The organism is Nocardia arthritidis, from assembly GCF_011801145.1.
GTDB lineage: Bacteria > Actinomycetota > Actinomycetes > Mycobacteriales > Mycobacteriaceae > Nocardia > Nocardia arthritidis_A.
Window position 1 is genome coordinate 7,226,961 of sequence record NZ_CP046172.1, and the last position, 22,270, is coordinate 7,249,230.

Sequence of the window (22,270 nt, forward strand, 5' to 3'; positions counted from 1 at the left end):
TTGTGTCAGCGCCAGATCCGGAATCGGCCGTCGGTGGGGTCGGGGGTGATTCCGACGGCGGTATCGAAGTTCCGGGCGACGGTGGTCGCGCCCATTTTCCGCGCGAAATCCATGGTCGATCCCAGCAAACCCGTCATCGCAGCGCCGGTCATCACCGCCGACGCGGTGAGAAAGCTTCTCCGGCCGAATCTTTCCTCGGCAGGGGGCATGTCGGTCCCTCCCATATTCGGCATTGCTACTGGAATGGACAACTTACAGCTATCTGGTATTTGAAAGTACCATATTGTGGCACTGGACCGCGCCCGATCCAGCACGCCTCAGCGTTGGTTGGTCGCCCAACCGTAGAAAACGTCGCCGCGCACCAGGCCGCGATAGTCGCCGCAGGCGAGGTCCGCGTGCCCGGGGTAATCGTCGGACCACCAGTCGGCCGACAGCCGTGGTCGCTTCGCAACGGAGTTGGCGGGGGCGCAGATTCCCCCGAGCCCGGCCCCTGCGGGGAGCCGGAAGGTCAGGAGCCGATCGGCGGTATCGATGTCGTAGCGCAGGCGAATATCGAACGCCGCCTTGGGGATCCAATCGGGGAGGCAATCGAATCGCGCCTCGTTGCGACACCCTTGTTCGGCGGACGCGTAGCGCACCTCCGCGACCTCCGGCGATAGGTGGATACCGCAGCCGGTCACGATCGCCGTCAGCACGAGCCCGAAGACGGCGTTTCTCACGATGTCCTCCAATCCGTCGATCACCGGCGAGCGCCCGGTGATCGGTCAACGACCCGCTGCCCCGCTGCTCGAATTGCCGGTCACCGACGCAGACGCGCGCCGATGGAGGCGGCGATCAGTCGACTCACCTCAGGTGCCGGGCGGCGCTTCGGATGCCGCGCACGGGATCCGGCGAACGGCCGAGGGGTCCAAGGCCTGTAGGACGAGCGCGGCCACTGTTGGATCGACCGACATCGACAGATGGCCGGACAGGTTGATCGGGCAGATGTCTTGCAGCACAATGTTCGTCGCATTCGCCGCGTCGCGAATACCGCTGCTGTACGGCTGCACCTGAAGGTCGGCCGTGGTGACGATATTGGTGTAGTGCGGCTGTGGTGAGTAGACACCGCTCGCCTGCAGCCGGTTGATGAAATCCGATCCGGTGAGCAGATCCGCACATGCGGCGCACGCCGGCGCCAATGCCGCGTTCACATCGAACGGATATGAATGCGGTGCGCCCGCGATCGCGGTTCCGGCCCAGAGCGGAGCCAGCGAGACAACCTTGTCGACGCTCTCGGCGCCGCCGTCGAATTGCAGATATCCGGCGGTGACCAGCGTGCCTTCGGACCATCCGACGATATCGACCTGATCGGCCTTGGTTGCCCGGCGCACCTGCGCGACGAATGCCGCGAGTTCCGAGCTGGATTCGATGATCGGTCGGCGACCGCCTATTCCCGCCAATGGTCCGCTCTCGCCCGGATATACCCCATATGTCAGGGCGAATACGCAGTAACCCTCGTTGGCGAGCAGCGGAGCGTAGGTCTGCCAACTGTTTTCGGCATTTCCACTCAGTCCGTGTACGAGCACGACCGGTCGCGGATGCTCCGCCGACGGAATGCAGCCCCAGTCGTTGGCGCCGGGCGGGTTGTAGGGCGGCGTCGCGGTCAGGCTGGCGGTGACCAGTGCGGTGAGTGAGTACGGGACGGGCAGCGGGGTCGCCGCGGCGTGCCCCGGTGTCACCCCTAGCAAAATTGTGGCGACCGCGGCCGATACCGTGCGGAGCCGCTGCTTTTCGCGTTTCGGGCGCGTCGACGAAGGTGCCCGACCGCCGGCCTCGACCGGGGTGCCGTCCCTACTGGGTACGCGCGGCGATGAGTTCGAATACATGGGACCTCCTATCCGGTTGACGCGATGCTGTCGACCTGAACGTCACCGACCTCAACGAGTCGTCTATCCGGAATTTTCGAGTACCAGATTAGCTTAGAGCAAATTCTCGGACAACTGAAGATCACCCTTCGAAAGCCGCCGACCCCGCGCAGGCGGATAGCCAGGAAGGGCGGCTCATTTGCCGACAAAACAGCGGATGGTCTACCGACGCCGACCGATCTCGGATATGGTATTCCATCGTACCGGATTGCCCAAGGTTGGCTGCGGTGAGCAATCCTGGCGACTGTTGAGGAGATGAGCATGTCAACGAGGACTCTCATGCACAGCGTCCGGCGACCGAGCTCGGGAATCGCGGTCCGCGTGCTGATCGTGCTGACCTTGCTGTTACCGCTGGCGCTGGTCGGCGCCTCGGCCGGGACCGGGCGATCGGTGGCCACACCCGCGGGATCGCCGGGTTCGGCACAGGTCCCAATCGAGCCATTGCCGGTGGCGGTGCTGCCGCCGGAGTTCGATCCCTTCTATCAGGCGCCGGCCAATTCGATAGTCGACACGCCACCGGGCGGAATCATCAAGGCGCGGCAGATCACACCGTCGTTCTTGGCGCTGCTGCCGTTGAATATCGATGCCTGGCAGCTGCTTTATCGCACGAACGACAGCCACGGTAATCCGATCGCGACCGTGACGACGGTACTCGAACCGCGTGGTCCCGCTCCCGACGGCGGACGAAAGTTGTTTTCGTATCAGGAGGCGGAGGACTCGACGGCGAAGTACTGCGCGATGTCGTATGTCATCCAGCAGGGCTCCATTCCCGTCGATTGGTACAACAACGTCATGCCGATCGTGATGATCGCCTTGGGGTTGTCGCAGGGGTGGGCGATGGCGATTCCCGACTATGAAGGCCCGAACTCGGTATACGGTGGCGCGGTTCTGGGCGGCCAGGCCACACTCGACGGTATCCGCGCCGCGGAGGGCTTCGCGCCGATGGAGCTGGCTCAGGGCGCGGGAACCCCGGTTGTCATGGCGGGATATTCCGGAGGCACCATTCCGACAGGCTGGGCCGCCGAGCATCGGCAAACATACGCCCCCGAACTGAACATCGTCGGCGCCACCATCGGTGGAGTCGTCATGGGCGATCTCGCGGGATTGCTGCGACATAATTCCGGTGGATTGTTCGCCGGGTTGGTCGGTACGGCGTTCTATTCCTTCGCCGCGGAGTATCCGGAGGTGCGGCAGGTACTCGACAGTCAACTCGACTGGTTCGGCAGATTCATGATCACCTTCAAAAGCATGCTCTGTAAGGAAGAAGGAACCGTCACATTCCCTGGATGGAATTACCTCGGTTCCTTCACCGGCCAAGGCGATCTGCTGGAGAATCCTGTACTCGAATCGGCGATGCACGCCCAGGAGTTGGGGCAGCAGACACCGGACGTGCCGATGTACATCTATCACGCGCAAAACGACGAGATCATTCCGATCGCGGGCACCGATCGGGTGGTGGATGGATACTGCCGCGACCAGAACGCGAAGGTCGTCTACACCCGGGAGTTCCTGACCGAGCACATTACCGGCGGATTCGCCTGGGCGCCGAAGGGTTTCCAATTCCTGATCGACCGCATGAACGGCGTGCCGATGCGGCCCGGATGCACGATCGACAACCCGACCAGCACCTTCACCGACGGCGACTTTCTCCGTTTACTGACCGACAAAGTGCCCGCATTGGCCGCTCTGATAGCCGGGTTCCCGCTGGGCGCCGGAATTCACTGACCACCCGAGAAACAAGTGAAATCTGGTCCGGGTGGAGAATTTCGACGGTTCAACCGATCTGGATTATTTGTCGGCGTCCGCTTTCCGCCGCACGTCGAACGCTATCGATCAACCTGTGGCGATCGACGCCGTGTGCGAAATCAGGGGCGAGCCGAGTATTATCGACGATATCGGACAGTATCGCGGCGTATTGATGCGCGACCGCATACGCGTTTTGCTCACGATCTCCGATGAACTGCGGTAGTTTATATTCCACCGGAACGGGCAGCTCGGTGACCGCGGTGTCGCCCAGTCGGCCCCCGTATATCTTGAACTGTCCTAGGCCCAAGTGTCCGGTCTGGCCGGTGACCCGCAGGTCGCCATGGGTTCCATTGATCTCCCACAAGAAATTGGTGCCCCGGGTGTGCCCACCACGAAAATGAATCGACGCGACCGCTCCCCCATTCAGCGTGCCGGTGACCGCGATCTGATCCTCTGCTGTCATAACGGCAGGTTCGCCGCTGTGCTTGTCGAATACCCGCCCCCGCCGGGTCGCGGTCGTGGCAGTGCATTCGGTGAACTCACCGAGTACCGAGGTCAAGCCATCGATCGTGTGGCCGAAAGGGACCGTCAACATTGTGGCGCCCCCGTTGCGATCGAGGATGTAGGCATTCTTTCTATCGAAAGTTCGCCCCCACAGCATTGTCGATGCGATAACGCTCGTGGAAAGCACCTCGCCGACGTAGCCGTCGCGGATCAAATCGCGTAGATAACGCACCGCGGGCGCGGACCGCGCCTGCAGACCGATGAATGTGCGCACACCCGTTGCGGCCGCGTCGGCGGCGATCTCCTCGGCCTCGGCGAGGTCGACACCCAAAGGCCATTCACACAGGACCATTTTCTTCGCCCCGAGCGCGGACAGCACGAGGCTCCTGTGCTCGCGGACCTGGACGGAAACAACGACCAAGTCGACTTCGTCCCGCTGCGCGAGTTCCTCGACATTGTCGAACGTCAGGCCGACACCGAACTTCTCGCCCGCGGATTTCGCCGAGGCGACGCTGCTCGCGGCCAGCGCGCGCAGCTCGAACCCCGGCAGCTTCTGCAAAGCGGGAACGTGAGCCTCGGCGGCCCACCCCCCGAAGGCGCTCAGGCCCACAATTCCAACCCCTATTGCCGACCCGGGCGGGTGTACATGAGTCACCGCGATATCCCTTCGATACGTCCTTACCGCTCGGCAACGGCTTCATCATCGAGTCACCGGCGAAGGCAAAGGGCCCATGGCCACTCCCCTTTCGAGGTGCGGCACCGAAATCCGCGCCGGACTCGGCGGTCCGGCGTATGAGTTTGGCATACATCTAGCAATCTTGTACTTCACCGTACCAGATGAATGGATCGCGCCACACCCTCATGCCGCACCGACCACGCGGACGCCGATAGCCCACAGTGTTCGGTACGCTCGAATACCGAATCAGGGGCACGGCCAGACCCTGTCCAGTTCGAGCGCTGAGCGAAAGGGGTTGCCGACGTGGGTTCGCCGCCTCGACCTACGAAATCGGAGCGTGTGTATCAGGGCCTCAGCCATCACGACAGGGTGAATGAACGTCGGCGCCGCATGCTCGACGCCGGCATTCAACTGTTCGGCGACCGTGGGTTCACCGCGGTATCGATCACCGATATCTGTGGGCGGGCGCGGGTGTCGCGGCGGTCGTTCTACGAAGAGTTCGCCGGTCTGGATCGGCTGCTGATGTCGATCGTCGACGAGAAGGACATGATCGCGGTCGAGCGCGTCGCCGCGAGTCTGGCGGCCTCGACGGGTGAGCATATCCAGACGCGCGCGGCACGGGCATTCGAAGCCTTCCTGTCCGCGACATGTCCGGACCGGCTCACCGCACGGGTCTGCTTCGTCGAAGTCGTCCGAGTCGCGGATACGGTCGAGGCATGGCGGCGCGAGCGCCGCCGCCGCCTCGCGGCCCTCCTGGTCTTCGAGGCGGAATCCGCCGCACAACGCGGCGAGATCGCGCCCGGCTCATACGAATTCGCCGCGATCACGGTGGTCGGGGCAGTGACCTACGCAATCCAGGAGTGGACCGAATCGGCGCCCATCTACGGCGAATTCACCGATATGTCGATCGCACGCCTAGCCGAGCGGCTAGCCCAGATCTTCCTCGCCTGCGTGAATTCGGCCGCCACACAGCCATAGCGACCGGCCGACCCTCGGGCCGCGACCGGTATCCGGCGAGGACGCACGCCACAACCTACGAGATCCCGCCGGCGTCGGAATCCTTGTCCGGCACCGCGTTCGCGGGCTCGAAGAACAGGCGTTTGCTCAAAGTGGTTCGCACCGGCGAGCGTTCGATAGCCTCAGTGGGTGCCGCGGTGGCCGAGTCGGTCAAGGCTCGAGCAAACCATTGCGCCGCAATAGAATCCGCCTGTGCGCCCCGGCTCTCTGGTCCGGGACCGCACGATCAACGCGCGGGAATGTTCACCGCGATTTCCCCGCCGAGGTGATAGCCCTCGGCCAGACGCAGCTTGTCGCCGCTCCAAAACCGGCCCGGGTCATACCAATTCGGACGCTTTTCCGGCAGCAAACCCATGGCCTGATACGTCATGGCGACGATCTCCGCGCAGTACGCGTTCTCCAGACCGGCGGCGGATTCGCGCGGCCGCTTCGGCAGCGGCACCCGGCCCCGCAACCACCTGCCCGCCAGCGCGCTGGTGGACGGAAAGGGCATGCCGTCCAGCCGGGCCACCATCCGCAGCGCGGCATCCTCCATCTCGCGGGTCACCGGCCGATCGAGCTGGCGAAGCCATGCCTGCTGGCCGTACTCGTTGGCCCAGCGCATGGCCGCGGCCCGCAGATCGTGCAGCTGAGCGCCACGATGGTGATTGCCCGACCAGATATCCGGCAGCGCCCGGCCGAGTTCGGCATGCCAGATCAGAGCCGGTAGGTCATCGATGACCATCGCCATGCCGACGTGGTTGACCGGGCTGTTGGTCAACCCTCGAATCGCGCGGTCGGCGCCGGAATGCCCACGGAACAGCCATAAGTCACCCGTCCGCGTGAGCTCCACCGCTTCAGCCAATCCGATACTCGAGGACGCGTCACGTGGCACGGCGACTAGCCTAGGCGTATGCGCTGGTGGAAGGTACTCGGCTTGGCGGGGGCCGCGGGTGTCGCGGCGACCGGTGTGATCATCGTGCGTTCCGAACGCAAACGCCGCGCCTACACCCCGGACCAGATTCGAGACCGGCTACACGCCCGCCTCGGCGAGCAACCCGACCCCGGCACATCCGACGGCGACCGCTGATCCGACCCGCGATCAGCCGACAGCAGGACCGAGCGGTGATCAGCCGACGAGTTCCGCAGCGACGCGTGGCTCCTTGTGCGCGTTCGAATCCTGGCCTTCCTGCCAGCAATCGCGGATCAGCGCGGAGTGGCCATCCAGCAGCCCACGACCGAAACCCCGGAACACCTCGACAATATCCCCGAACACCGCTCGCACACCCGTCATATATCAACCATCGTTCGGGATACTGGGCGGTGTTTCAGAGGATCCTGAGCTAACCCTCTGAATCGTCCGGGTCGGCTGGGCCACCGCCGCGAATGGACCAGAGCAGGCCCTCGAGCTCATCGGGTTTCACCAGCACATCGCGCGCCTTGGAACCCTCACTCGGCCCGACGACGCCGCGGGTCTCCATGAGATCCATCAGGCGGCCCGCCTTGGCGAAGCCGACCCGCAGCTTGCGCTGCAACATCGACGTCGAACCGAATTGCGAGGTGACGACGAGCTCGACGGCCTGCACGAAGACGTCCAGATCGTCGCCGATATCCGGATCGATATCCTTCGCCTCGCCCGCCTTCGCGGTGGTGACGCCCTCCTGATACTCGGGTTCGGCCTGATTCTTGCTGAATTCGACGACGGCGTGGATCTCCTCGTCGGAGATGAACGCGCCCTGCAATCGGGTGGGCTTGTTGGCGCCCATGGGCAGGAACAGGCCATCGCCCATGCCGATCAGCTTCTCCGCGCCCGGCTGATCCAGGATGACCCGGGAGTCGGTCAGCGAGGAGGTGGCGAAGGCCAGCCGGGACGGCACGTTCGTCTTGATCAGACCGGTGACCACGTCCACCGACGGACGCTGGGTGGCCAGCACCAGGTGAATGCCCGCGGCCCTGGCCTTCTGGGTGATGCGCACGATCGCGTCCTCGACATCGCGCGGCGCGGTCATCATCAGGTCGGCGAGTTCGTCGACGATGGCCAGGATGTACGGGTAGGGCCGGTACACCCGTTCGCTGCCCAACGGGGCGGTGATCGCGCCGGATTTCACCTTCTTGTTGAAGTCGTCGATATGCCGGACCTTGTTGGCCTGCATGTCCTGATAGCGCTGCTCCATCTCCTCCACCAGCCAGGCCAGCGCGGCGGCCGCCTTCTTCGGCTGGGTGATGATCGGCGTGATCAGGTGCGGAATGCCCTCGTACGGTGTGAGTTCCACCATCTTCGGGTCGATCAGGATCATCCTGACCTCGTCCGGGGTGGCCCGCTGCAGCAGCGAAACCAGCATGGAATTCACGAAACTCGACTTACCGGAGCCGGTGGAACCGGCCACCAGCAGATGCGGCATCTTGGCCAGATTGGCCGCGAGGAAATCGCCCTCGATATTCTTGCCGAGCCCGATCACCAAGGGGTGGTGGTCGTTTCGGGTCGACGGGGATTTCAGCACATCGGCCAGCCGCACCAGCTCGCGGTCGGCATTGGGTACCTCGATGCCGACCGCGGATTTGCCCGGGATCGGTGCGAGCAGCCGAACGTTCTCCGTCGCAACGGCATACGCGATATTGCGGGCCAGCGCGGTGATCTTCTCCACCTTCACGCCCGGCCCGAGCTCCACCTCGTAGCGGGTGACCGTCGGGCCGCGGACGAAGCCGGTGACCGCCGCGTCGATCTTGAACTGCACCAGCACCTCGGTGATCGCCTCGATCATCGATTCGTTTGCGGCGCTGCGTTTCTTGGGCGGATCGCCATCGGTGAGCAGGGACAGCGGCGGCAGCGTGTAATCGCCCTCCACCACCCGCTCCGGCACGAATTCGAGCTGCTTCGGCGGCGGCGGGGTCTGATCCTTGACCTCGACCTTGGGCTGGCGCTTCTTCGGCTTGGGCGGCGCGGGCGGCTCCTCCTCGGCCTCGGTGCCGAAATTCTGGGCGGTGGCAATGGTTTTCGCGTCCCGCAGCGGCGGCTCGCCGATGATCTCGGTGACCGCGTCCGGATCGCCGTATTCGTCGGCCGGATAGTTCTCGGCCGGGGTGCCGCGCCGCCGCGACCGCTTGCGATGCACCGGGAAGCCGTCGGCGTCGTAGTTGGCCGGATCGTAATCGCCGTCGTAATCGCCGTATTCGTCGCCGCCGCTGCCGGTGCCGAAGTATTCGCGCAGCCGGGCAGGCACCTCACGCACCGTGGTGCCGGTGAGCAGCAGCACGCCGAAGGCGATGGCCAGCAACAGGATCGGCACCGACAGCCAGGCGGTGAGGCCGTCGGTCAACGGGCCGCCGACCACGAAACCGACGAAACCCGCCGCGCGCGAACGACCGTGCGCGTCGGTGGGCGTGCCCGCGGCGATATGCCAGAGCCCGAGCATGGGCAGGCCGACCAGCAGCCCGCCGAGCACCAGGCGCGGCCGGATCTCCGGATGCGGTTCGGTGCGCATCAGGATGACCGCGATGGCCGTGGCGACGAACGGCAAACCGGCCGAGGCCGAACCGGATACGGCCCGGATCGCCTCCTCCACCCAATGGCCGACCGGCCCACCCGCCGACAGCCACACCGCGGCGGCGATCACGGCGCTGAGCGCGATCAGGCCGAGTGCGATGCCGTCGCGGCGGTGGCCGTGCTCGATATCACCCGCCTTGCTCAACGTCCGCGTGGTCGCGCCGACGCCGCGCGCGAGCATGAGCCAGCCGTTGCTGACGCCGCGGCCGAATACGGCCAGCGGCGCGGTGTTCGACCGACGACGCGCCGGTCGGCGCACCGGAGCGGTGCGGCCGCGCGACGCGCCGGAACGCGCGGTGCCGGAACGGGACCGTGCCGCAGTGGTCCGCCCCCGCGCCGATCCCGCCCGCGCACGTGTGGTGGTGCTGCGGGACTTACCTGCCATGGCAATCAGGCTAGCGGCAAACGCCCCATAGAGACCATCCGCAACACAGGTATCGCCCGTCCCAGCGGGCGAAACCGGGCGGGATGCCCAGGTCGGAGACGATACCGGCCGCCACGCCGCACGGACGGCGTTTCGCCGTGTCGCGGGCGCGCCGCGGCGGCGATCCGTCAGACCGAGCGATCGAAGCGGGCCAGCGCCTCGACGGCGGCCGGTTCCCCGGTGATCTCGACGCGGACCTCGCCGCGCCCCATCGAGTACAGCGTCAGCTCCGAGGCCGGGGCCCGAAGCGTCACCGTCGCACCGGATTTCGCGCCGACACGGAGCTCGGACCCATCCGGCGTCACCAGCGCGACCCGCACCGGCGCCTTCCGGTAGCCGAACGATGCGGTGCGCCGCAACATATTCCACAGCTGCCGCTCATCGGCGACGGGCAGCACGCGTGGCTCCCAACCCGGTGCGCCACGACGCACATCCTCGTGATGTACGAAGTACTCGACGGAGTTCACCAGCGCGTCGACCGGACGCAGCGGCGACCACCACGGCGGCCCGGTGCGCACCAGCTCCAGCAGCTGCTGAAACGGCCTGCGGGCGTACGCGGTCCGCACCGCCTCCAGATATCCGGCCAGCGCGGGCACCATGACGCCGGGTGCGGCGTCGGGGCGGCGTTCGCGAACCACCAAGTGCGCGGCCAGATCTCGGACCAGCCAGGTTCCGCAGAGCGTCGGCGCGTCGGGCCCGGCGGCCGCCATCGTCGCCACCAATGCCTGACGTTCCCGCTGGGCCAGCGTCCGTTGTCCCGGAGTCACACGCTGAACATACCGATCATCCGCGTCACACGGGAGGTACGAAACAGGTTCAGCGCGCGCAGTTTCCCCGCAGGAGCTCCCCTGCCCGCGTGAGATCGCGCTCGATACCGGGCGATCCGGTGCATACCTTGGTGAACCAGGCATCGACCCTGGCCAGATCGTCGGCGGTCAGCACGCCGCCGTCGGTCGCCTTCGCGACATAGCCGTTGATGGTATTGACCATCGAACGATGGGTGCGCGTGCGCTGGCGATACCGGTCGGCCACGGTGGAATCGAAAGTTTCGCCCCAGAAGACGATTCCGTCGTTGCTGTGCATACCGCCGTGCAGATCACCGGCGACCGCGGCGAGCCGCTCCGGCAGCGATGCGTCGGGATCGGGCCGCCTGCGCCGCATGGCGGCGCGAACCTCGCCAAGAATGTCCAGCAACCTTGTCACATCCGGATCCGATAGGCCCGCCAGCCGATCGAACCGCCCGATGACGACGCCGACCTCGTCCAAACAGGCTGGCCAATCCCAGCCGTCCCCCGCTACCGGCGCCGCGCCTAAACCGGCAATAACCTTGTCGTACATAAAGATTCGCTGCAGGTATGCGTACAGCACCACCAAACCGTTGAGTTGCGCCTTGCCTTCCACCGGACGAGACTATCCAGCGGGCGCGCCGGTCGGAGGCCGATTCCGGAATGCCCGATTCGCCCGGAACCGCCACACACACCCGAATATCCGGGGTGGCGTTTGCTGGACCGGCTCTGTACCTTGACTACTCGGTCCATCAGGGTCGTGGACCTGTCAATACAGAGGGGAGTCCTTCCTTTGCGGAAATTCGTCACCGGTGCGGCCGCCATGGTAGCCGCGGCAGGCGCCACGCTGGCCGTCAGCGCGCCGCAGGCCAATGCGGCCGGCTACTACTACGGTGCCATCGCCATCTCGTACTCCACCGGTTACATCGGCTACTCGTACGACTACGCGGATTCGGGGACCGCGCAGTCGCGGGCGGTCAGCCAGTGCGGCCAGGCCGATTGCCAGGCCGTCGAATGGTTCGCCAACGGCTGCGGCGCGGTCGCCTACTCGCGCAGCACCGGCACCTGGAGCTGGGGCTATGCGGCCTCCAGGATCGGCGCGCAGAACAAAGCGCTGTCGTACAACAACGGCGGCGCCGCCATCGTGCACTGGAACTGCACGTCCAACCACGGCTGAGCTGGGATCGAGAGGAATTTTCGTGAAACACCGTACTTTCCGCACGGCCGTGGCCGTGGTGCTCGGCGCGGCCGCGCTCTGCTTCGGCGCCGCGTGCAGCACCTCCGACAACTCGGCGACGACCACGAGCTCGGCCAAGCCGTCCGGCGCGGGCGATGTCCAGGGCGGCTCCGACAAGGGTGACAAGGCCACCGGCGTCGCGCCGACCACGCCCGCCCCGCCGAACCTGGACACGCCGACCGTCCAGGAACTCAACGATCGCATCTCCAAGGCCTTCGATCCGTCGATCGGTAACAAGGAGAAGATCTCCTGGATCCAGGCCGCGGAACAGGATCCGTACCTGGTGCAAAACCTGGTAGAGGCGGCGAAGAAGAACAAGGTGAAGGTCACCGTCACCAAGGTCAACCCGCCGCAGGACGGCAAGCTGAAGGCCGACGCCGATGTCACCATCGACGGCAAGCCGCTGGAGGGCGGTTCGTTCATCGAATTCATCGCCGAGGGCAAGGAATGGAAGGTCTCGCACGTGTTCGCCTGCAACATCGTGAAGACCGCGAAGATCGAGTCCGCCGCCTGCCAGGAGTGAGCCGCTGACCGAAAAGCCGCTGGGAGATCTTGTCTCCCAGCGGCTTTCGTTTGCCTAGGCCCACCCGTCGCCCGACCACCACCCCCCACCGAATCGCTCCGCGATGCTAGACGCCTATCACAGTGGGCACGATCATCGGCCTGCGCCGGTAGGTCTCGGCCACCCAGCGACCGACGACGCGGCGCACGCCCTGCGCGATCCGGTGCGTATCGGTGACGCCCTCGGTGGCCAGCCGCAGCAGTTCGGCCTCCACGAGCTCGGCGGCCTCGGTGAGCGCCGTCGGATCGTCGGAGAAGCCGCGACCGTTCACCTCCGGCGTGCTCACCGCCTTACCCGTCGTCTCATCGATGGCGACGGTGATCGCGATGAAACCGCCCTCGCCGAGCACCAACCGGTCCGACAGCGTCGACTCGCCGACATCGCCCACCGAGAGCCCGTCGACGTACACATGCCCGACCGGCACCCGGCCGACGATCGATGCGATGCCGTCGACCAGGTCGACGACCACACCGTCCTCGGCGAGCACCACCCGCTCCTCGGGCACACCGGTGGCGACGGCCAGCGCCGCATTCGCGCGCAGATGCCGCCATTCGCCGTGCACCGGCATGGCATTGGTGGGCCGAACCGCGTTGTACAGGTACAGCAGTTCGCCCGCGGACGCGTGACCGGAGACGTGCACCTTGGCATTCTGCTGCGTTATCACCGTCGCCCCGAGCCGGGCCAGACCGTTGACCACCGCGAACACCGAATTCTCGTTGCCGGGAATCAGCGAGGAGGCCAGCACGACCAGATCGTCGGCGCGGATATTGATCTGGCGGTGGTCACCGCGCGCCATCCTGGACAGCGCCGACAGCGGCTCGCCCTGCGAACCCGTCGAGATCAGCACCAGCCGGTCGCCCGGCAGCGTCGCGGCGACGTCCAGATCCACGACCACGCCGTCGGGCACCGTCAGATAGCCGAGGTCCTGGGCGATCTGCATATTGCGGACCATCGAGCGGCCGACGAAACACACTCTGCGCCCGTACTTCTGGGCCACGTCGACCACCTGCTGGATGCGATGCACGTGGCTGGCGAACGAGGCGACGATCACCCGGTTGCGCGCCTTGCCGATGACGTTGTCCAGCACACCGCCGATCTCCCGCTCCGGCGTCACGAAACCGGGCACCTCGGCATTGGTGGAGTCGACCAGGAACAGGTCGACGCCCTCGTCACCCAGCCGGGAGAAGCCGGCCAGGTCGGTGAGCCGCCCGTCCAGCGGCAGCTGGTCGAGCTTGATGTCACCGGTATGCAGTGCGACACCGGCCGGGGTGCGGATGGCCACCGCGATGGCGTCCGGAATGGAGTGGTTGACCGCGAAGTATTCGCATTCGAACGGACCGTGCTCGGTCTTCTGGCCCTCGATCACCTCGATGAGCTTCGGCTGCTGGCGGTGCTCCCGGCATTTCGCCGCGACCAGCGCGAGGGTGAACTTGGCGCCGACCACCGGGATATCGCCGCGCATGCGCAGCAGGAACGGCACCGCGCCGATGTGATCCTCGTGACCGTGCGTCAGCACGATGGCCTGTACATCGGCCATCCGGTCCTCGATGGCCCGGAAGTCGGGCAGGATCAGGTCGACACCCGGCTGCTGATCCTCCGGGAACAGTACGCCGCAGTCGACGATGAGCAGTTTGCCGCCGTATTCGAAAACGGTCATATTGCGGCCGATTTCGCCGATACCGCCGAGCGCGAATACGCGCAGGCCGTTCTTGGGCAGCGGCGGCGGTGCGCCGAGCCGATCCTGCGGGGCCACCGCGGCCCGCGAATCCTGCTGCGCCACCGGCTGTTCGGCGCGCCGACCGGGCTGGCGGCCGCGCCCCCTGCGCGACTGCCCGTTCCCCTGCTGGGCCGAATCACCGCTCGGCGCGGACATTTTCGGTTCGGCGGCCTTGGCCTTCGACCTGGTCTTCCTGGGTTCGGTCCGCTGCGCGGGCTTATCGGGCGTCGCCTGTTCGGCATGCATCGCGGCCTCGGCATGCGGTGCGGCGGCGGCCTTTTCGGCCTGCGCGGCCCGCTCGAAGCGCTCCGTCTGCGGCGCGGGCGGACCGGCGGTGCGGGTCGCGGTCCGGCGCGGCCTGCGCGCCACTAGCTCACCATTGTCGCTCACGCGCTCACCTCCGCCGCGGCCAGATCCGCGGCCAGCGCATCGAGTTGTTCGGATGTCGGCATGAGTTGCGGCAGGCGGGGCTCGCCCACCTCGACGCCGAGCAGGCGCAGTCCGGCCTTGCTCAACGCGACACCGCCCAGGCGCGCCATCGCGGCGTTCAGCGGCAGCATGCTCGCGTTGATCTCCCGGGCGCGAACCACATCGCCCGCGATGTACGCCGCGTGCAGCGCCCGCAGCCGCTCGGGCACGAGATGTCCGATGACGCTGATGAATCCGGCCGCGCCGACCGACAGCCACGGCAGGTTGAGCCCGTCGTCACCGGAATAGAAGGTCAGGTCGGTGTCATGAATAAGGCCCGCACCCGCGTTCAGGTCGCCCTTGGCGTCCTTCACCGCGACGATGCGCGGATGTTCGGCCAGGCGGCGCAGCGTTTCGGTGGCGATCGGAATCACCGAGCGCGGCGGGATGTCGTAGAGGGTGACCGGCAGGTCGGTGGCATCGGCGACCGTGGTGAAGTGCGCGAACAAACCCTCTTGGGTGGGGCGCGAGTAATAGGGCGTCACCACGAGCAAACCGTGGGCGCCCGCGCGCTGGGCGTTGCGGGCCAGCTCGACGGAGTGCGCGGTGTCGTAGGTGCCCGCGCCCGCGATCACGGTGGCGCGCTTGCCGACCGCGTCGACCACGGCGTGCAGCAGATCGAACTTCTCCGAATCGGTGGTCGTCGGCGATTCTCCGGTGGTGCCCGAGATCGCCAGCAGATCGACGCCGCGATCGACCAGGCGCGCCGCGAGCGCGACGCCACGGTCGACATCGAGCTTGCCCTCGGCCGTATACGGGGTCACCATCGCGACACCCACCGTGCCTGACGCGCGCAGCCTAGTCTGCGTCGAATCACCGATCGTCATGGTCGGAAAGGCTACCCGGTCGTCGGATCCGTCTCGACACGCGGCGGTTGCTTCGGCTATTGCTTCGACGGCACCTTGACATCAAGACTTTCCTTGAATGACATCAACTATGACGTCACACTGGTGTCATGGATCTGAGCAAATACACCGACCGCCTACGCGCGGATCTGGAGTCGGCCGCGGCCCTCGGCGATGAGAAGACGCAGGCCACGGCCGCCGCCCTGGCCGCGGCCACGGAGAGTTCGGCGCGGTTGGTGCTGCTCGCCGCGCTGTCCGAACTGGCCGCCGAGATCAGCGGCGCCCTCGACGATCACACCGTCCGCGTCGCACTCGACGGGACCGATGCGATCGTCGACGTGCGCGAGACCAAGGCCACCTCGGCCGACGACCACCCGAGCTTCGAGGAGATGACCGGCGATATCAGCCGGGTGACGCTGCGCCTGGTGGAGCAGCTCAAGGCGCGCGCCGAGGAGGCGGCGGCGCAGAGCGGGCAGTCGCTCAATTCGTGGCTGTCCGGCGCGGTGAACGGTGCGCTGCGCGAACAGATGCGGCGCAACTTTCCCCGCGACAACTGAATCGGCGACCGTCCGTCTCAGCGGCTGAATACGCTGTACCGCAACGCTTTTCGAGCAGACACGCTACGCTTCGTGCGTATTCCGCCGTCCCACAACGCCTTCGAACGGATTCACACCAGCCGAACGGATTTCACAGCAGCGCAGCGAGATCCCCGCGCTCGCCGACGACGATCTCGTCCAGCTCCAGCCAATCCGCCAGCTCGCGCAGCGCGCCGTTCAGCGCCTCGGCCGTCCGCGGCGTGCACCGGCCGGGCTCGGCGAACGCGCCCGGGACCAACAACCGGCCGGTGGCGCGCTCGGCGCGCAGGTCGACTCGGCCGACGAGTTCACCGTCCAGCAGGAACGGAAATACGTAATATCCGTGCACCCGTTTGGGTTCCGGCGTGTAGATCTCGATCCGGTAGTGGAAGTCGAAGATGCGCTCGGTGCGCGGGCGGAAGAAGATCAGCGGATCGAACGGGCACAGCAGCGCCGCACCCTCGATCCGGCGCGGGGTCGCCGCACCGGCGCGCAGGTAGGCGGGCTTATCCCAGCCGTCCACCGTGACCGGGATGAGCTCGCCCGCGTCGACCAGGTCGGCGATGGCGGGCTCGGTCTGCGAGCGGTGCAGGCGGTAGTAGTCGCGCAGATCGGCCTCGGTGCCGACGCCGTGCGCGGTGGCCGCGCGCAGCACCAGCTCGCGCACCGCATCGTCCTCGGATACCTTGCGGGACAAGATATCCGGTGGGATCACCCGCTCGACCAGATCGTAGTGCCGCGCGAAGCCGACCCGCTTGTCCACCGAGAGCGCGCCGTAGGCGAACATCGCCTCGCAAATCACTTTGGTATCGCTGCGATTCCACCACGAACCCTTCGGGCGCGGCCGGTCCAGCTCCAGATGCTTCTCCACCTCGCCCGCGGTGCACGCGCCGAATTCGGCGATCACCTCGAGAATGTCCTTGCCCAGTGAGGGATTTCGGTCGAGCACCGATTGCACACCGCCCCCGCCCCAGCGACCGTGCTCGTAGCGCGCCATCCGCCAGCGCAGCAGCGGCCAGTCCTCGACCGGGATCAGCGCCGCCTCATGCGCCCAGTACTCGACCAGTTTGCGTGGGCGGCGGGCGCCATCGCGCCACGACGCCGCGTCCAGGATCTCGCGATCGTAGGCACCGATCCTGCTGAACACCGGCGCGTAGTGCGCCCGCACCACCGCCGACACCGAATCCAATTGCAGCAGTTGGGTTCTGCCCAAAACATCCATGACCGCCCGCCGGGTCGCGGCCGCGGGTCTGCGCCGCCCGAACCCCTGCGCGGCCAACGCGGTCCGTCGCGCGGCCGCCGCACTCATCACTCGCATCCCAGCAACGATGCCACGGGCCACCGACAAGGCTTGGCTTGTCCGCCTCCCCGGGTATTCAGGCCAGACTCAGGTGCCGCGAGACCTGCGTTGGCGGCCGACGGTATGGCTGTCGGTGAGTTGGCCCGTCCCCGGTGAGTTACCCATGTACTCACGAAATCAGTTGCCCTGTCGCGATCGCAGTGCGTTCGTTCTGTACCGATCGCACTAGGTGGATACGGTGACCGCGCCCGCCGCGTCGATTTCGGTGCGACGATCCTGTTCCGGCGAGTTCGCCAGCACGGTGGCCAGGATGCGCCTGCCCACCGGCAGCACCCGGATGGTGACCGAACCCGTATTGGCGGCGTCGAGTTCATGGGTCGCCGCCTCGATCACCTGCTGGCGCACCCAGCGCGGCACTCCGGCGAAACCGCCGTCGTCGAGCAGCACCACCTCGACGCCGCGCGAGCGCGCGCCGCGGGCGGCACTGTTCAGCTCGTCGCACACCAGTTGCGGGGCCCGCAGCCCGTCGCGGAGTTCGGCCTCCAGCAGCCGGCACTGCTCGCGCTCGGCCGGGCTGAGTTCGGCGCCGTCGGCGATCCGCTCCAGAATCGGGCGGGCCACCTTGTCCAGCCGGGCCAGCTGCCGATCGCGCTCACCCTGCTCGGCGGCCATGGTCGCCTCCGCGGCGGCCCGCATGGTCGCCTCCTCGCGCAGCAGCCGCAGCTGACGCTGCGTCGGCCGCATGATCGCCGCGAACAGCGAGATACCCGTCACCGTGACGAGCGGAACGACCGACCCGACAAGCAATCCCGGCCGGGTGCCGCCCACCAGGCTCACCGCCAGGATCACCGCCGCGACACCGCCGACGCCGACCCACGCCGCGCCGACCCGGCCGCGCAGCACGAGCACCGCGAGCACATAGGAGGACGCGAAGGCCGTCCACACCTGCCTCGACGTCGAATGATCGATCGCCGCGGTGGTCAGTGCCGTCGCGACCGGCGCCGACGTCATTACGAAAATCGTTGCGGGCCAAGGCAATGGATCGATCGGAAGCACCAGCACCAACACCCCGGCCAGCGCGAGCAGCCCGAGCGCGGCCACCGCGAGCACCAGCGGCGATTCGGCGAAATTGCGAACCATGTACAGCGCGATGGTCGCCTCGAGCATCAAGAGGAACAGCCAGGCCGATCGGTCCCGCAATCCGAGCAGATCGCGCAGCCCGAATTCGCTGTCGCCCTCACCCATCACTGCCCCACACCAAGGTCACGGTGGTGCCCTCGCCGGGCGCCGACTCCACGAAACCCGCACCGCCCGCGAGCTGACGCATCCGTCCGAGAATGCTCACCGAGATGCCGAGCCGGTCGGCCGGCACCTGGCTCAGATCGAAACCCGCACCGTCATCCCGGAATACGACCCGGATACCGCCCGCGCTCACCGTCACGGTGACGCTGCGCTGCACATGACGTCCCGCCACCGTGGCGTGGCGCAGGCTGTTGCGCACCGCCTCGGCCAGTGCGGCCGCGATCGCCCCCGCCGCGGATACCGGCAATCGGAGATCGTCGAAGCCCGCCCAGCGGCGCGCGGCGAAGCGGATACCCGGATTCACCTCCAACACGGCCGAGCGCAGGAAACCGATCGCCGATTGGGCGTCGAGCCGATCGGGTTCGATATCGCCGACCCGGCATTCGTCGAGTTGTTCGAGGGTCCGCTCGGCCTGCTTGCGCAGCACCGGCGATTCCGTACCCGCCCGCGACGCGTCCAACAGCGTGGACAGCACCGCGTCGTGGATCAGCGCTGCGAAACGCGCGCGCTCGCGATCCCTGGCGGCCGCGCCCGCCGCCGCTGCCGCCCGCCTACTCTCCAACGCGGACTCCCGGTCGACCCGGGCCGCGGCCGCCCTGGCATAGATGGCGCACCACAGGAACAGGGCGGCCAACCCGATCGCCCTGCTGAAATCGCCGACCAGCGACCAGCCCGAACCACCTTGCGTCACAAACTTGTTCGCCATGGTGACCAGTCCGGCGCCGAACACCAGATATGCGACGGCGACCCGCGGCGGCCAGGCCAGCGCCGCCATCAGCACGCCGAGCGCGAATACCCGGTACAGCCAGACGTAATGGGTGCCCGGCATCGGCTGGATATACGCGAACGGGATCAGGGCGATCGCGATCAGGAAGCCGACGGCCGCGGCGCGGACCGCCGCCGAGATCACCCGCCTGCTCATACCCACCGAAACCACCGCGACCACCGGGCACAGCCCGAACGCCAGCGCCATGGTCAACACGGTCCAACCGATCGAGATACCCCGGCTATCGCTCAGGATTTCCGGCAATTCGACCACGGCGGCCAACATGCCGCCGATGCCGATCGCCAGGCCCATCCGCCGCTCGATGCGGTCGGAGGCCGCCTCGGAAATATTGTCCTCGGACACCACCGCGTCACCCTGCCGGTTCATGCGGAATCGGTCGAGCAGCGCGGTTTGGGTGACGGTGGTGTCCAGCAGGCTGGACACGCTCATGCGTAATCCTCTCGGCCTGCCCCCGGCCCCGTCGTCATCATGCTCACCCGCGCGGATGCCGCTCGGGAACCGGCAGCCAGCCATCCTCCACCGCCCGCTTGTACAGGTCGGTCTTGGTCGGAGCCGGGCGACCGGCGTCGGCGTACTTCTGCCGGATCCGCCCGAGATAGTCGTTCACGGTCTGTTCGGAAAGACCGGTCAACCGCGCCACCCGGGATGCCTTCTCACCGGAGGCATAGAGCGTCAGCACCTCTTCCTGACGCGGGCTCAAACCCACGTCGGACAGCTGCGGATCGCCATCGATGGCGGCAGCCCAGTCGGTGGTCACCACCTGCTCGCCGGAGGCCGCGCGGCGCACCGCCGCGACCACCGTCGGCACATCCTCGGACTTGCGGACCACGCCGAGCACGCCGGCCCTGGCCGCCGAGCGCACCAGGAACGCGTTATCCGCGCCGGTGAACACCAGCACCTCGATACCGCGATCGCGCAGCGCGCGCACATTGTCCTCGGGCGATGACCCATCGGCCAACCGCAGATCGAGTACGACCAGATCCAGCTGCGGTTCGCCCTCCGCCGCGGCAAGTAATTCCGGCACGGTGCCCGCGGTCAAGACCAGATTCAAGTCCGACTCCGGCGCCAACATCGCGGCCAGCCCAATCGCGACGGATTCGTGGTCTTCCACCAATCCGATCCGGCGTGGGGTGCCCTCGCCCCCTTCGGCCCTCGTCACCTCGACTCTCCAATCCCGAGCTACTCGGTTCACATCCCCACCGGAACACTGTTCGTGTCAGTATGCCGGTTGGCCACTCGACGTGGTCAGACACCAATATTTGGGGGGACGTGTCAACTGTTGTCGCACCCGTCCCGCGACCCGGCATCGTATAACAGCAATCCGATGGAATTGCGGCGACGATACCCTCACGACATCAACTGTGCGGCCACCGATGCGCCGAGCTCCCAACATTTTTCGAGATCCGGCTTGGCCGGCGGCCCCGAGACCAGCACCGGCGCCGCGGTCTTTTCCCATCCGAGCCCGGTGGTGATGCTCGCCACCGCCCGCTCCGCACCCTCGGTCCCCTCATTGCCGTGCAAATAGAAACCGAACGGACGGCCGCGCGTCGAATCCAGACACGGGTAATAGAACGTGTCGAACGCATGCTTGAGCGCACCCGAGATATAACCCAGATTCGCCGGACTGCCGAGTAAATACCCGTCGGCCGCCAACACGTCGACGGCGGTTACCGCGAGCGCCGCCCGCCGCACCACCTCGACACCCTCGATCTCCGGATCGGTCGCACCGGCCACCACCGCCTCGAACATCGCCTGCATATGCGGCGACGGGGTGTGATGGATGAGCAGCAGTCGGGCCACGAAGTCGAGGGTAGTCCGCGCGGCTCATTCGAATTCGACGGAGATGGCGGCGCGTTCGGCTACCAGTTCGGCGCGCACCAGTTCCAGCAGCTGGGCGAGGCGGGTGGCCCAGAATTTCGAGCCGAGGGTGTCGTTCGAGATGATCTTCGCGTCACCGGTCGCGATCAGCTTTTCGGCCAGGTTCGGGTAGCGCTGGAATTTGGCGCGCAGCAGTCCGGCCATGACGGCGTGCCTGGCCTCGGGCCAATGCGGGCGTCGCGGCACATCCTGCGCTAATTTCTCTGCCTCGTAAGGGTTTTCAGTGTCGGAGATGCGCGAACGGATATCGTCGTCATCGATGCTGAGCGCCCAGTACGCGTGCGTCACCGACGGATAGGTCAGCCCGTCGACCATGATGGGTGCGGGGTAGGAGTTCTGCAGCACCTCCCAACCCGGGTCCGATGGCCAGCCGCTGCGATAGACCGTGCCGCGGATCGTAATCGGCTGTGCGAGCGGCTCATCCGGGCCGTCGGCGGGCGTCCACCGCGCCCACTCCTCGGTGATGCGTTCGGCTGCGGCGAAGTATTCGACGGCTCGTTCGCGGTCGGATTCGTTATCGGAGAACAGCGCCCGCAACGGGGCGTCCTTGCAGTCCATATCGCCCAGCGCGTAGAGCCGCAGATGCTCCGGAATCGCCTCGTACGCCGCACGCACCCGCATCCGGTTCGGCTCGGTCCGGTCCGCGATGTAGGCGTGCGCCGCCGCCAAACAGCGTTCGGTCGAGTCCGGGCGGCCGTTGAGCCGGTCGATCTCGTCGGCGACCTCGCCGATCAGCGCGGCCTCGTCCACCCACATCGCCGGTTCGGTCAGCCGCCAACTCGCCAGATGGTGGGCGCTGACCCGTGCGCCTTCGGGCAGGCTGGTCGCGACCCAGCCGGAACGCACCTTCGCCGTGAACTCGTCCAGGTTGACCAGCTCCCAGCAATCGATCATGCCGTCCGCGTAGATCTTCAGGTCGGCCAGGAAATATGTGTCACCGTTGCGGATGAACACATGCCGCCACGTCCCCTCGATGCGCTGCCCGTCGACATCCCGGTAGGTCCGGTTGAATCGCCCCAT

At 66.7% G+C, this 22,270-nt stretch carries 23 protein-coding genes; 6 read left to right on the forward strand and 17 right to left on the reverse strand.

The features are described 5' to 3' along the window. Positions 1-5: 5 nt before the first annotated feature. The 3 genes from F5544_RS32365 to F5544_RS32375 all read right to left on the reverse strand — a co-directional run bounded on the left by F5544_RS32365 (position 6) and on the right by F5544_RS32375 (position 1,718). Positions 6-209, reverse strand: a complete 204-nt coding sequence (locus tag F5544_RS32365) for a twin-arginine translocation signal domain-containing protein (RefSeq protein WP_167476695.1) — start codon at positions 207-209, stop codon at positions 6-8. A 108-nt stretch (positions 210-317) separates the two neighbouring features. Beyond that, a complete protein-coding gene (locus tag F5544_RS32370; protein ID WP_167476696.1) occupies positions 318-719 on the reverse strand; it encodes a hypothetical protein in 402 nt (133 codons plus the stop codon). Between the two features lie 129 nt (positions 720-848). Then, complete coding sequence (locus F5544_RS32375; protein WP_238846773.1) at positions 849-1,718, reverse strand: esterase/lipase family protein; 870 nt, start codon at positions 1,716-1,718, stop codon at positions 849-851. 447 nt (positions 1,719-2,165) lie between these two features. Here F5544_RS32375 and F5544_RS32380 point away from each other — a divergent pair, with 447 nt between their 5' ends. Beyond that, positions 2,166-3,629, forward strand: coding sequence for a lipase family protein (locus F5544_RS32380; protein WP_238846774.1), 1,464 nt, complete (start codon positions 2,166-2,168; stop codon positions 3,627-3,629). A gap of 49 nt (positions 3,630-3,678) precedes the next feature. Here F5544_RS32380 and F5544_RS32385 read toward each other — a convergent pair whose 3' ends face one another. Beyond that, positions 3,679-4,809 carry a Gfo/Idh/MocA family protein gene (locus F5544_RS32385; protein ID WP_167476698.1) on the reverse strand — a complete coding sequence of 377 codons (1,131 nt, stop codon included), beginning with the start codon at positions 4,807-4,809 and terminating at the stop codon, positions 3,679-3,681. 390 nt (positions 4,810-5,199) lie between these two features. On the opposite strand from F5544_RS32385, the gene F5544_RS32390 reads away from it, so the two are divergent. Continuing rightward, a complete protein-coding gene (locus tag F5544_RS32390; protein ID WP_167476699.1) occupies positions 5,200-5,808 on the forward strand; it encodes a TetR/AcrR family transcriptional regulator in 609 nt (202 codons plus the stop codon). Between the two features lie 265 nt (positions 5,809-6,073). On the opposite strand, the gene F5544_RS32395 is transcribed toward F5544_RS32390, so the two are convergent. After that, a complete protein-coding gene (locus F5544_RS32395) occupies positions 6,074-6,721 on the reverse strand; it encodes a hypothetical protein (RefSeq protein ID WP_174867450.1) in 648 nt (215 codons plus the stop codon). Between the two features lie 18 nt (positions 6,722-6,739). Here F5544_RS32395 and F5544_RS32400 point away from each other — a divergent pair, with 18 nt between their 5' ends. Continuing rightward, entirely contained in the window at positions 6,740-6,916 is a 177-nt protein-coding gene (locus F5544_RS32400; RefSeq protein ID WP_167476700.1) for a hypothetical protein, read from the forward strand. Between the two features lie 39 nt (positions 6,917-6,955). Here F5544_RS32400 and F5544_RS32405 read toward each other — a convergent pair whose 3' ends face one another. From F5544_RS32405 to F5544_RS32420, 4 genes are all read right to left on the reverse strand, one after another. Then, a complete protein-coding gene (locus F5544_RS32405) occupies positions 6,956-7,120 on the reverse strand; it encodes a hypothetical protein (RefSeq protein ID WP_167476701.1) in 165 nt (54 codons plus the stop codon). Positions 7,121-7,169: 49 nt separating this feature from the next. Then, entirely contained in the window at positions 7,170-9,755 is a 2,586-nt protein-coding gene (locus F5544_RS32410; protein WP_167476702.1) for a DNA translocase FtsK, read from the reverse strand. A gap of 167 nt (positions 9,756-9,922) precedes the next feature. Beyond that, positions 9,923-10,561: a TIGR03085 family metal-binding protein gene (locus F5544_RS32415; protein ID WP_275106983.1), complete on the reverse strand. Its 639-nt coding sequence runs from the start codon at positions 10,559-10,561 to the stop codon at positions 9,923-9,925. A 49-nt stretch (positions 10,562-10,610) separates the two neighbouring features. Continuing rightward, positions 10,611-11,195, reverse strand: coding sequence for a hypothetical protein (locus F5544_RS32420; protein ID WP_167476704.1), 585 nt, complete (start codon positions 11,193-11,195; stop codon positions 10,611-10,613). A 177-nt stretch (positions 11,196-11,372) separates the two neighbouring features. Here F5544_RS32420 and F5544_RS32425 point away from each other — a divergent pair, with 177 nt between their 5' ends. Both F5544_RS32425 and F5544_RS32430 read left to right on the forward strand, forming a co-directional pair. Continuing rightward, complete coding sequence (locus F5544_RS32425) at positions 11,373-11,756, forward strand: DUF4189 domain-containing protein (protein ID WP_167476705.1); 384 nt, start codon at positions 11,373-11,375, stop codon at positions 11,754-11,756. Between the two features lie 22 nt (positions 11,757-11,778). After that, positions 11,779-12,339: a hypothetical protein gene (locus F5544_RS32430; protein ID WP_167476706.1), complete on the forward strand. Its 561-nt coding sequence runs from the start codon at positions 11,779-11,781 to the stop codon at positions 12,337-12,339. Positions 12,340-12,445: 106 nt separating this feature from the next. Here F5544_RS32430 and F5544_RS32435 read toward each other — a convergent pair whose 3' ends face one another. Together F5544_RS32435 and dapA are read right to left on the reverse strand one after the other, a co-directional pair. After that, positions 12,446-14,251, reverse strand: a complete 1,806-nt coding sequence (locus F5544_RS32435; RefSeq protein ID WP_174867637.1) for a ribonuclease J — start codon at positions 14,249-14,251, stop codon at positions 12,446-12,448. Positions 14,252-14,481: 230 nt separating this feature from the next. Then, positions 14,482-15,390 (reverse strand): 4-hydroxy-tetrahydrodipicolinate synthase, encoded by a 909-nt coding sequence (gene dapA / locus F5544_RS32440; protein WP_167476707.1) that lies wholly within the window; start codon positions 15,388-15,390, stop codon positions 14,482-14,484. A gap of 128 nt (positions 15,391-15,518) precedes the next feature. On the opposite strand from dapA, the gene F5544_RS32445 reads away from it, so the two are divergent. Continuing rightward, positions 15,519-15,965 carry a toxin-antitoxin system HicB family antitoxin gene (locus tag F5544_RS32445; protein ID WP_167476708.1) on the forward strand — a complete coding sequence of 149 codons (447 nt, stop codon included), beginning with the start codon at positions 15,519-15,521 and terminating at the stop codon, positions 15,963-15,965. 130 nt (positions 15,966-16,095) lie between these two features. Here F5544_RS32445 and F5544_RS32450 read toward each other — a convergent pair whose 3' ends face one another. The 6 genes from F5544_RS32450 to F5544_RS32475 all read right to left on the reverse strand — a co-directional run bounded on the left by F5544_RS32450 (position 16,096) and on the right by F5544_RS32475 (position 22,270). Next, positions 16,096-17,301 (reverse strand): winged helix-turn-helix domain-containing protein, encoded by a 1,206-nt coding sequence (locus F5544_RS32450; RefSeq protein ID WP_167476709.1) that lies wholly within the window; start codon positions 17,299-17,301, stop codon positions 16,096-16,098. A gap of 207 nt (positions 17,302-17,508) precedes the next feature. After that, a complete protein-coding gene (locus F5544_RS32455; protein WP_167476710.1) occupies positions 17,509-18,528 on the reverse strand; it encodes a hypothetical protein in 1,020 nt (339 codons plus the stop codon). After that, positions 18,521-19,801, reverse strand: a complete 1,281-nt coding sequence (locus F5544_RS32460; RefSeq protein WP_167476711.1) for an ATP-binding protein — start codon at positions 19,799-19,801, stop codon at positions 18,521-18,523. The genes F5544_RS32455 and F5544_RS32460 overlap by 8 nt, the downstream gene beginning before the upstream one ends. Positions 19,802-19,844: 43 nt before the next feature. Next, on the reverse strand, positions 19,845-20,531 hold the full coding sequence (locus F5544_RS32465; protein WP_167476712.1) for a response regulator transcription factor: 687 nt from the start codon (positions 20,529-20,531) through the stop codon (positions 19,845-19,847). A 188-nt stretch (positions 20,532-20,719) separates the two neighbouring features. Further along, positions 20,720-21,172, reverse strand: coding sequence for a flavodoxin family protein (locus tag F5544_RS32470; protein WP_167476713.1), 453 nt, complete (start codon positions 21,170-21,172; stop codon positions 20,720-20,722). Positions 21,173-21,196: 24 nt separating this feature from the next. After that, positions 21,197-22,270 (reverse strand): NADAR family protein, encoded by a 1,074-nt coding sequence (locus F5544_RS32475; RefSeq protein ID WP_167476714.1) that lies wholly within the window; start codon positions 22,268-22,270, stop codon positions 21,197-21,199.